Annotated in this window: 9 protein-coding genes and 1 rRNA gene; 4 read left to right on the top strand and 6 right to left on the bottom strand. The window is 47.6% G+C overall.

The genetic code is table 11. From position 1 onward, the window contains the following. The 3 genes from rrf to BTA51_RS22045 form a co-directional block, all read left to right on the top strand. Positions 1–102, top strand: a 5S ribosomal RNA gene (rrf, locus tag BTA51_RS22055); the annotation flags it as partial. Between the two features lie 267 nt (positions 103–369). Then, positions 370–1,116: an SDR family oxidoreductase gene (locus BTA51_RS22050; RefSeq protein ID WP_094711246.1), complete on the top strand. Its 747-nt coding sequence runs from the start codon at positions 370–372 to the stop codon at positions 1,114–1,116. A gap of 129 nt (positions 1,117–1,245) precedes the next feature. Next, on the top strand, positions 1,246–1,905 hold the full coding sequence (locus BTA51_RS22045; protein WP_094711245.1) for a peroxiredoxin: 660 nt from the start codon (positions 1,246–1,248) through the stop codon (positions 1,903–1,905). Positions 1,906–2,036: 131 nt separating this feature from the next. Here BTA51_RS22045 and BTA51_RS22040 read toward each other — a convergent pair whose 3' ends face one another. Both BTA51_RS22040 and BTA51_RS22035 read right to left on the bottom strand, forming a co-directional pair. Further along, on the bottom strand, positions 2,037–2,315 hold the full coding sequence (locus BTA51_RS22040) for a hypothetical protein (RefSeq protein WP_094711244.1): 279 nt from the start codon (positions 2,313–2,315) through the stop codon (positions 2,037–2,039). Positions 2,316–2,400: 85 nt separating this feature from the next. Further along, positions 2,401–3,264, bottom strand: a complete 864-nt coding sequence (locus BTA51_RS22035; protein WP_094711243.1) for an AEC family transporter — start codon at positions 3,262–3,264, stop codon at positions 2,401–2,403. Between the two features lie 295 nt (positions 3,265–3,559). Between BTA51_RS22035 and BTA51_RS22030 the strand changes: the two genes are divergently transcribed. Beyond that, positions 3,560–5,434, top strand: coding sequence for an MFS transporter (locus tag BTA51_RS22030; protein WP_094711242.1), 1,875 nt, complete (start codon positions 3,560–3,562; stop codon positions 5,432–5,434). 28 nt (positions 5,435–5,462) lie between these two features. Here BTA51_RS22030 and BTA51_RS22025 read toward each other — a convergent pair whose 3' ends face one another. The 4 genes from BTA51_RS22025 to BTA51_RS22010 all read right to left on the bottom strand — a co-directional run bounded on the left by BTA51_RS22025 (position 5,463) and on the right by BTA51_RS22010 (position 9,531). Continuing rightward, on the bottom strand, positions 5,463–6,314 hold the full coding sequence (locus BTA51_RS22025) for a 6-carboxytetrahydropterin synthase (protein WP_094711241.1): 852 nt from the start codon (positions 6,312–6,314) through the stop codon (positions 5,463–5,465). Between the two features lie 82 nt (positions 6,315–6,396). Then, positions 6,397–6,897 carry a CoA pyrophosphatase gene (locus BTA51_RS22020; protein WP_168188256.1) on the bottom strand — a complete coding sequence of 167 codons (501 nt, stop codon included), beginning with the start codon at positions 6,895–6,897 and terminating at the stop codon, positions 6,397–6,399. 105 nt (positions 6,898–7,002) lie between these two features. Next, the gene (locus BTA51_RS22015) at positions 7,003–8,109 is read right to left on the bottom strand and encodes a response regulator (RefSeq protein WP_094711239.1); all 1,107 of its coding nucleotides are present in this window, start codon (positions 8,107–8,109) and stop codon (positions 7,003–7,005) included. A gap of 42 nt (positions 8,110–8,151) precedes the next feature. Further along, positions 8,152–9,531, bottom strand: coding sequence for a PEGA domain-containing protein (locus BTA51_RS22010; protein ID WP_094711238.1), 1,380 nt, complete (start codon positions 9,529–9,531; stop codon positions 8,152–8,154). Positions 9,532–9,678 lie beyond the last annotated feature (147 nt).

Here is a 9,678-nt window from a genome sequence, read left to right as displayed (position 1 = left end):
AGCGAGCTGGAACCACCTGATCCCTTTCCGAACTCAGAAGTGAAACAGTTCAGCGCCGATGGTAGTGTGGTTCGCCCATGTGAGAGTAGGTCGTCGTCAGGCTTCTAATTAAGAGCCCCATCCAGGTTTCTGGGTGGGGTTTTTTATTGCCTGGTGGAAAGGCTGCCGCCTCCTCCTGCATTCCCCGTCTTTACTTCCGAGACCTGAATTCCTGCATCTGCTGACGATCATTTATCCCAGAAGGGATTTAACTTCGCCCCTGCAATCTTCAATTGATCGATTCTAAACCTATATCTGTATTTGCTGATTAACCTTTTTTGTCTGCAATATATACTCCTTTAAAGGTTAACCCGAAGAAGAAGGATTACGATGGCTAGAGCAATGTTAATTACAGGTGGCACGCGGGGAATTGGTGCATCTCTCAGTCGATTGGCAGTTGAACAAGGATATCAACTTTGCCTTACGTATAGATCAAATAAAGATGAAGCGCTCCGACATGTTGATCAGCTACGGAACTCTGGCGCTGTCGTCAAACTAATACAGTTGGATGTGAGGGACAAAGAGGCAGTTGAGCAAGCTTTCAAAGCCGCAGGAGATCAGTTTGGACAGATCGATGTTCTTGTTAACAATGCTGGGATTGTTGCCCCTTCAGGACGTATGGACACTTTCTCTGCATCTCGTATTGAGAATATCTTCGCGACCAATGTATTCGGCTCCATATATTGTAGCCAATGTGCAGTTAAACAAATGTCGAGCAGGTACGGAGGAAAGGGAGGCGTTATTGTGAATGTTTCATCTATCGCTTCGAAGCTCGGTTCCCCTGGGGAATATGTCGATTATGCAGCTTCTAAAGGCGCAGTGGACAGTTTAACGATAGGGTTGGCAAAAGAGGTCGCGGACGAAAATATTCGGGTGAATGCCGTGAGACCTGGAATTATTTATACGGATATTCATCGTGATTCTGGTGACATCAACAGACCGGATAAGCTAAGCCATGCTATTCCCATGAAAAGGCCAGGCCAACCCGAAGAGGTAGCGCGTTCCATATTGTGGTTGGCTTCTGATGATGCGAGTTATGTTACAGGGGCGATTCTAGATGTTTCAGGGGGGCGCTAAGTCTCTTGAATAGACGCTTGTAGGTTGCAAGGTGTGGGTCTAGCATGAAGTATCTGACTGTTAGCTGCTAAGCTGTTGTCGTACCGCAGACCAGTCACTATTGCTGAAATCTATGGCTAGAGGTGACTTATGACTTTGCGAATTAATTCTGAAGCTCCCAACTTCACTGCAGAAACAACGCATGGGCGTATTAATTTCCATGAATGGATTGGTGATGGCTGGGCTATTTTGTTTTCACACCCAAAGGATTTTACCCCGGTCTGTACCACGGAGTTGGGTTATATGGCGGGACTTGAAGACGAGTTTGCCAAACGTAATTGTAAGATTATAGGCCTGAGTGTTGATCCAGTAGACAGTCATAAAGACTGGGAAAAAGATATCGAAGAGACACAGGGTCATGCTGTGAACTATCCGATGATTGGCGATACGGATCTGGCAGTGGCCAAACTTTATAATATGTTGCCTGAGGATGAAGCAGGAACTTCACAAGGAAGAACGGCTGCAACCAATGCTACCGTCCGCTCAGTATTTGTAATTGGCCCTGATAAGAAAATTAAGTTGATGATGACCTATCCAATGACTACGGGAAGAAATTTTGATGAAATTCTCAGAGCATTGGACTCAATGCAATTGACTGCAAGGCATCAGGTGGCAACGCCAGTAAACTGGAAGCAAGGAGAGGATGTGATTATTGTGCCTGCTGTAAGTGACGACGAAGCTGCTAAAAACTACCCTGACGGTTGGAAGACCGTGAAGCCTTATTTGCGAATTGTATCGCAACCCAAGTAGTCTGGATTAGATTAACCAAATACTAAAAAGCCTCCTGATCGCGGAGGCTTTTTAGCTTTGGGGATTGGGTTCAGGAATGAGAAATTAGATTTGCACTCGGTGCTATCAATTTTCCTAACTAATTCGTCTGATTAATCGACATCCGCTGTAAACTGAGTCATCAGTGCGACGTTCATGCTGTGGTCAAATGCCGGACAGCAGGCAACGGTTTTGATTCGGCATTCTCCGGACTTTGATTCAAAATAGAGCGCATAGGCGGCTGCTTTCTGGTGCTCCTGACATTGAATATCGCCTATGGCGTCGCGATAAGTGGCGACCAGGTAGTCTTCGGCGTCCTGGCGTTCCTGTTCCTCCCGGAAAGTATCAGCGCTAACCTCTTCCTCGTCGATGTAGTAAGTGACGTCGTTCATTGATATACCCTTGATTCTTTTTGCTGAAATTTTTATCCGTTTGATCAGATAAGCGATATCAAGTGACGTTTCCCTTTACCTAACTTTAGATAATAAAGGGTAATGCAATCGGGTATACCAAAAGACTGGCAGCATTGCCAAATAGAACGATCGTGGCAACTCGATTAGGTGCTTGGTTGTACTGATCGGCCAAAAGATAATTGAGAACGGCTGGAGGAAGAAGTGAATAGAGGACTAAAAGCTGCATCTCAATTCCTTTCAGATCAAGGATCTCGACGGCAACTATGGCAATAGCCAGACCCGATAGCGGTGCCCAGATAGCCATCAAAGTCCCGATAAACCAGTCAGACCAGTGCATATTCACCATGCGTGTACCCAAAGTAAATAACATGAGTGGGATGGCGACCTGACCTGCCAGCTCAAGACCACGTTCAAGCCAAAGCGGAAAAGGAATTTCTAGTTGCCCAACTATGAGGCCGAGAATCGTGGCAATAATCATCGGGCTGCGTAAAAGCTTAAAGCCGCTATGAGAGGTAAGAATTTTAAGTCCCACGGTAAAATGAAGGCTATTTGCGATGACGAATAGCAGGACCGCGAGAGGAAGAATGTCGTCTCCAAAAGTATAGACAGCAAGTGGGAGTCCAAGATTTCCAGTGTTTCGGAACATCATTGGTGGAACCAGCACTTTTGCTGGTACAAGCCTGCACCAGGCGAGTGACAGAACGCCCGGTAGCAAGACAACCATAATGGTGGCAAGAATCAGAGGCAAATACCCAGAGAGATCTAAAGCATCTTTCGAGAGTGCAGAAAAGATCAGGATGGGAACAAAGACATCCAGATTGGTCTGGTTCATGGTGCTGGCACTTATAGGTTTGATCTTCTGATAGCCAAGACCAATGAGTACAACGGCGAATACTGGAACAACGATGCTGACGACCTGGCTGAACATGAGAAACCATTAGTAGCGAAAATCTAGAGAGAGAAGCAGTATAGCCTGATAGTTGTTCATGCCAATACTTATAGACTATTCGCTAGTAGGCTTAAAAAGGTAGGGCAGGTCGGGTGTGCCGGGTATTATATTTCGCCACTAGAAGAATTCGATATGGCCACTTGATGTCCTGTTATGGCAAAGCACCAGGTCAGGTGCTAGCCTTCCTATCAGTCAGGTAAATCTATCAACCAAATAATCGTATCAACCAAGTTAACGGGGCGGGTCCCTGAATCACTATCTGAAGGAATAAACTATGGCCGATGGCGGTGTGTTCAGTTTGTTGGGGAAAAGACGTTTCCTGCCTTATTTTCTAACCCAGGCTTTTGGTGCGTTTAATGACAACCTGTTCAAGCAGGGGATTCTCCTGTTGTTCACTTATGTTATCGCGACTGCCGATAGCGCTTCCCTGATTAATATGGCATCCGGACTATTTATTCTGCCTTTCTTTCTGTTCTCGCCATTGGCAGGGCAAATTGCAGATAAAATTGAAAAAGCCAAGCTGATCCAGTGGATTAAAATGGCTGAAATCGTATTGATGATTATGGCCGCAGCAGCTTTCGTGATCCAGTCCAAGGAATTTCTGCTGGTGTTGTTGTTCCTGATGGGGGCTCAATCATCCATGTTTGGTCCGGTAAAGTATTCGATTCTTCCTCAGCATTTGGAAAGTAAAGAGCTATTAGCCGGAAATGCTTTGGTGGAGATGGGAACCTTTCTCGCGATACTTTTTGGGACCATTATTGCGGGCGTGTTGTTCGTGATGCCTGGCGGTATCAATATTATTTGTGTAGGAATAGTGGTCGTGGCTGTGATTGGTTACTTGAGCAGTCGCTATATTCCGGATGCACCCTCTTCCAATCCTGATCTGAAACTCAACTTCAATCCTTTTATAGAAACCCTTGAGACCATTCGTAACATTAAGGATAACCGGGCGGTTCTTCTTTCAATCATGGCGATAAGCTGGTTCTGGTTTCTGGGAGCCAGTTACCTGACCCAGTTCAATCTATTCACCAAAGAATACTTAATGGGCGATCCTGCCGTCGCTACAAGCCTGCTGACGCTTTTTTCAGTGGGAATCGCCATAGGCTCGCTGTTCTGCTCAAAGTTGTCAGAGGGACAGGTAGAGCTGGGTTTGGTGCCGATAGGTTCTTTAGGATTGACGATATTTGGTGTTGATCTGTTCTTTGCTACGCCAGATCTGGGCGGAATATCCGAGAGGGGAGTCATGGAGTTTCTGTCGGATAGCCGCAGTTATGGTGTACTGATCGACCTGTTGTTAATTGGCATATTCGGGGGCTTCTATATCGTTCCTTTATATGCTTTGATTCAGGAACGTAGTGACGAAAAACGCCGTGCTCAGGTGATCGCACTTAACAATGTCATGAATGCCATTTTCATGGTGGTGAGTGCGGCAGCTGCGATATTCATGCTCTCACTGCTTAAGCTGTCGATCCCCCAATACTTCCTGGTCCTGGCCGTTATGAATGGCGTCGTAGCGATATACATCTACCATCAGGTACCAGAGTTTGTGCTCAGGTTCTGTATCTGGATGTTGGGGCATACGATGTATCGCGTATCAAAATCAGGCATGGAGAATATTCCCCAGGAAGGAGCGGCTGTACTGGTATGTAATCACGTCAGCTATGTCGATGCATTACTGATTGGTGGAGCGGTGAAACGTCCAGTGCGTTTTGTGATGGATAGAAATATTTCGCAAATGAAGGGAATGGCCTGGTTTTTCAAGTTGGCAAAGACCATCCCGATTACCTCAGAAAAGCGGGACCCGGAAGTCTACAGAAAAGCTTTTGAGTCGATTGATGAAGCGCTGGCAAACGGTGAGCTCGTGTGCATTTTTCCCGAGGGAAGGCTGACAAAAGATGGGGAAATTGACCGGTTTAGAAAAGGTGTGGAGCTGATTGTTGAGAGAAATCCGGTGCCGGTCATTCCAATGGCATTGCGCGGACTATGGGGATCATATTTCAGTCACAAAGATAAGCCGGCTCTAGCGAAATTGCCTAGCAGATTCTGGTCGAAAGTTGAGCTAGTCGTTGACGCTTCCGTTCGGCCACAGGAAGTGTCTGCCGAAGCGCTGGAAGATCGGGTTAAGGCGTTGAGAGGGGCATTTGCCTGAGAGTTTGCTCAGGCAAATTGAAAAGGTGCTATCGCTCAGCAATAGCGCCTTTTTTTACACCTTCATAGCAACGTACCAGAAAGACGTTCTGTGGGCGCTGCTGCTTCAATGTTTGCGCGATATGTTCTGCAATCCACTCAACGGTGGTGTCAGTGTCGATCAGGTAGGTGGAGTGTTTGGGTACCAGGAGTTCGAATGATCCCTGCTGGGCTTCATACCCAAAACGTACATGTGCTGTGCCCTGGTAAGATTCTTCTTTAACAACGTCAGCCTTGCTGCCCAGATAGATATCTTTCCATTTCTTTGCCCACTGGTATTCGATCAACTGACTACGTTGACCATCGGTAAATATTTCCAGTTTGGAACGGTGGCCATGGGCAATTCGCTGGCAGTTGCCACCATGTTTTTTCAGTCCGTGTGTATAGTGGTAGTAGGCGCCCTGAATTAACTCTTCCCGCAACGTAACTTTTACCGACTTAACGTTTTTAGGGACGACTGACTGCAGATGTTTATTCAAGATCGGCTGAATTTCGTCAATGGTGATCTCATTTGTGGGCAATAACGTGATTGCGCTGGTAGGGCATTTGCACTCAATTCTTCCGTTGCTTTGCAGGTTCAGTGCAACTTCGATTCGATCGCCATCATTGTTAACTTCAAGGCCGTCAATTTCCTCTGGAATTACCAGTTTGTGATCAATCAGATCCTCTGCAGCATCCCGTAAGACTTTCTTGACGTCACCAAAATCAAACACCATTCCTTGTTCATCGAGCTTGCCGGCAAGTTCAATGTCCAGAATCCAGCTCTCCCCGACAATACCTCTTGTGGGATGCAGGTATGAGAAGTCCAATACCGTAAGATGGTCAACAAACAAGCGATTCATAAGTTAGTGATTAAAACTCCAGGTGGATAATGGTGGCTGTTGTCAGCCCGCGAAGTATACAGGTGTGTGAGGGTATAGACTATTACTTCCCCGATAGGCTTGCAAAGTAATCCGTCGCCAAAAGGTTTTCGATCATTTTCAGGGATAAGCCCCAGATACGGTATTTCCTATAGTGAAAGCACGGCATTTTGAAGCTAAAGCCACGGACTCTCCATTGGAAATACTGCCTGGATTCCGTTTTAAATACCGATAAGGGTATCCAGACAGCATCGGTCGCCTCATGCGACAAGTGAAACGGGGTTCTCTTCTTCACCTCAAACACAAAAGGGTGCACTGCCATAGGGCGGAATGAGTTGTGGGACTTAGTCCAGACAGTATTCAGATGTAGATCGGGCAGAGTATCAATATGTATTCCGACTTCTTCATGAAGCTCTCTCAGCGCAGTGGCTTCATGGCTGCGATCAGAAAGCTCCTGTCGTCCCCCGGGAAAGGCCATATCACCAGACCATGGATCATCAGGTCGTTCGGCACGCTGGACCATCAGAATGCTGGGAGTTGGGCTCAGGGAACACAATATTGCCACGGAAGAATGATTGGCCAGTCTAAAGACCGGCCGCAGGGATCTGGATATGCCTCTGGAAGCTGCAGGTGGTGTCTGTTTGCTCAAGGAGGATAAGAGTCAGTGGTATTAACCAAAGACTCCTGAGATAAAGGCAATACCTGCCGCAAACACTCCAATACTGATCGATAAAGCAATCATATAGGCTTTGTTGTTGGCCGCTTTCTGGGATTTTGCATAGAGCTCAATCGTGCGTTGGGCAATATCCTCAGCGGTTTCACGGGAAATATCATGGGCCTGTTGAATGGCTTCCGCCTGAAGGGTTTGCCAGAACTCCGTATCAATTGACTGAACTGTTGTCATATGATCTTTCAGTTCATCCAACTGATTCTGTGTCATGGAGGAGCTGCCTCCATCGCCACTGGATTTGATTTCGTCTTTGATCTCAGCCAGCTGATCGCTGATAGACAGAGCCAGCTCAGCTGCAATTTCCTCTTTCAGGGACGACAGGCGGCTTTCGAGCTTTTCTTCAAACCCGTTAAAGCGTTCTTCCTGACGGGATTGTATGTCGTCTGACAAGCGCTTCAGGTGCGCATACTGCTCATCGAACAGATCGCTTAACAACTCGTGCATGCGAGTGTTGAGAGTCGTCTTGACCGAAGAACGGGCTACCTGCTCAATCATTTCGATCGGCAGATTGAAGGCAGTACCGTTAACATGGTCCTTGACCGTCGGTTCCTTGACCTGGGGAGCAGGTGCCTGCGCGTAGGATTCTTCTTCATTGTCGTCCACATCGTGGTCGCTGAAAGTGAAATCCAATGCGGTCAGATCAATCGGTTCATCTGGCAGAGTGCCTGCTTCAATGTCTTTGTTCAACTGATCGAGAATATTGGATAACCCCTCATTCTGAGGGGGTTTGGTCAAAATGTTATAGATGCCAAAGCGCTTGGCTGCATCCTCAAATTCCTTGGATTTTTTTGAGGTGCACATAATGATGGGAATGCCGGCGGTCTGTGGGTTGGATTTAATCGCTTTGGTTGCTTCCACACCATTCATGCCAGGCATAAGGTGGTCCATGAAAATCACGTCAGGACGATCGTTCTTGTCGAGATAATCCAGGGCTTCCTCTGCCGAGCCGGCCATGTCTACATTCATGCTGACGTTTTCCAGCAGTTTGCTCAGGGCAAAACGTGCCACTTTGGAATCATCAACGAGTAATGCACTCTTAATAGTCATGGTCTACCTCAAATACCTTCTGTGCCAATTCAAGCGCCTCGCTTACCAGCCTTCCAAAGGAGGGCACTGGGTTGCGCGATAGCTCTTGAGTCTGTAGCAAACCCCTGGCTCACTACTGCGTGCTGTAAATATTTCGCCTTCCGGGGTGGTTAATGTTGCCATACCGAAAGGCTTGCCAAATTTGAATGTTCCGCTGATGGAACTGCCGTTGGGGTTTTTCAGCTCTCCCTGGCCATGGAACTTACCTTCAAAAAACTGTCCGGAGTATTTCTTGCCATCGGCATACACCAGTTCGCCTTTGCCCTGGAACTCTCCATTGGCAAAGCCGCCTTCATAGTGTGTGCCGTCAGGAAGGGTCAGACTGCCACTGCCGTGATACTGGTTTTCGGAAAAACCGCCTACATAAAGGGTTCCGTCTTTGGCTGTGTATGTGCCCTGGCCATTAAGCTTGCCGTCGACCCAGTAGCCGGTATAAATATCGCCATTGGCAAGCGTCAGTGTACCTTCGCCGTTAAAGGCATCTGCTCTGAACTCTCCAGTATAGCTATCGCCATTGGATTTGCTCAGGGTTCCCTCGCCATGTTTGCGGCCTTCGTACCACTCGCCGGAGTATTGTGTTCCATCAGGTAGAATCAACTCTCCACGGCCATGAAACAGCTTATTCTCAAAGTCGCCATGATAAACCGTGCCGTCACTTCCAGTATAGGAGCCCTGTCCGGTAACGACACCCTGTTTCCAAACGCCGTCAACATATTGAACGACTGTAATTCTGTCCAGAGTCACACTCAGACTGCGCCGGTCACCTCTTGCCAAGTCCACAGTAGAGCGCCAGGTCTTGTAGCCTTCCTTGGAGACGATGACTTCATACTCACCGGCAGGAAGTTCTGCGTTTATCGCGCTGGAGCCGTAATTCCTACCGTTAATGGCAACCTTATCGTTGGCTACGTTGGAGTGAATATATAAGTGGCCTGTTTTCGGCAACTCTGGCTTAGGCTGAACAACCGGTGCAGGTTGGGGGGCTGTGAGCGCCTGTTGCACTGATTGCTGTGGCACCGAAGGTGGCGTCTGTGAATCAGTGGAGGCCACCATGTGGGCCGCTTCTTCCTGTTTGCTCAGCTCCTGTTGTTGCTCCGGGGTGAGCTGATCAACAAACAAAATAGCGTCTTCAACCGATTCGCCGGGAATGTCATCCGTAGGGCGAAACTGTTCGAGCTCTTCAACAAACTTATTTTCTGCTGTTTGGGTTTCCTTAACGGCCACCTGTGCCGGGCTTTCGTGCGACTCAGCCGGTTTTGTATTTCCGGCAGACGGCGCGGCAGCATCGATTGGAGCAATGTCGCGCTGGTGCACTGCGAACCCGGCTGTTACCAAAAGCATGGCAGCCAGAGCATTTACAAACATCAGTGGCCTGAGATCGACCATTACACCTACCTGAATTTATTTGGACTTATATCAGATCAATTGTAACCCATGTTAACGGGTAAACTTGAGGAATGTAACCAAATCGCCCCCAGCTTGGAAGTTTTGCTTATAGTGTCACATTCTAAATGGAAGTAGCTCACGCCAAAT

The sequence above is a fragment of the Hahella sp. CCB-MM4 genome (genome assembly GCF_002260525.1).
Lineage (GTDB): Bacteria > Pseudomonadota > Gammaproteobacteria > Pseudomonadales > Oleiphilaceae > Hahella.
The sequence above is the reverse complement of the archived record's forward strand: the minus strand, read 5'-3'. Positions and strand labels throughout refer to the sequence as shown.

Bases quoted from the DNA above. Each gene is read 5' to 3' on its own strand.
- BTA51_RS22030 (WP_094711242.1), top strand. From the start codon at position 3,560: ATGGCCGATGGCGGTGTGTTCAGTTTGTTGGGGAAAAGACGTTTCCTG.
- BTA51_RS22050 (WP_094711246.1), top strand. From the start codon at position 370: ATGGCTAGAGCAATGTTAATTACAGGTGGCACGCGGGGAATTGGTGCA.
- BTA51_RS22045 (WP_094711245.1), top strand. From the start codon at position 1,246: ATGACTTTGCGAATTAATTCTGAAGCTCCCAACTTCACTGCAGAAACA.
- BTA51_RS22025 (WP_094711241.1), bottom strand. From the start codon at position 6,314: ATGAATCGCTTGTTTGTTGACCATCTTACGGTATTGGACTTCTCATAC.
- BTA51_RS22035 (WP_094711243.1), bottom strand. From the start codon at position 3,264: ATGTTCAGCCAGGTCGTCAGCATCGTTGTTCCAGTATTCGCCGTTGTA.
- BTA51_RS22015 (WP_094711239.1), bottom strand. From the start codon at position 8,109: ATGACTATTAAGAGTGCATTACTCGTTGATGATTCCAAAGTGGCACGT.
- BTA51_RS22040 (WP_094711244.1), bottom strand. From the start codon at position 2,315: ATGAACGACGTCACTTACTACATCGACGAGGAAGAGGTTAGCGCTGAT.
- BTA51_RS22010 (WP_094711238.1), bottom strand. From the start codon at position 9,531: ATGGTCGATCTCAGGCCACTGATGTTTGTAAATGCTCTGGCTGCCATG.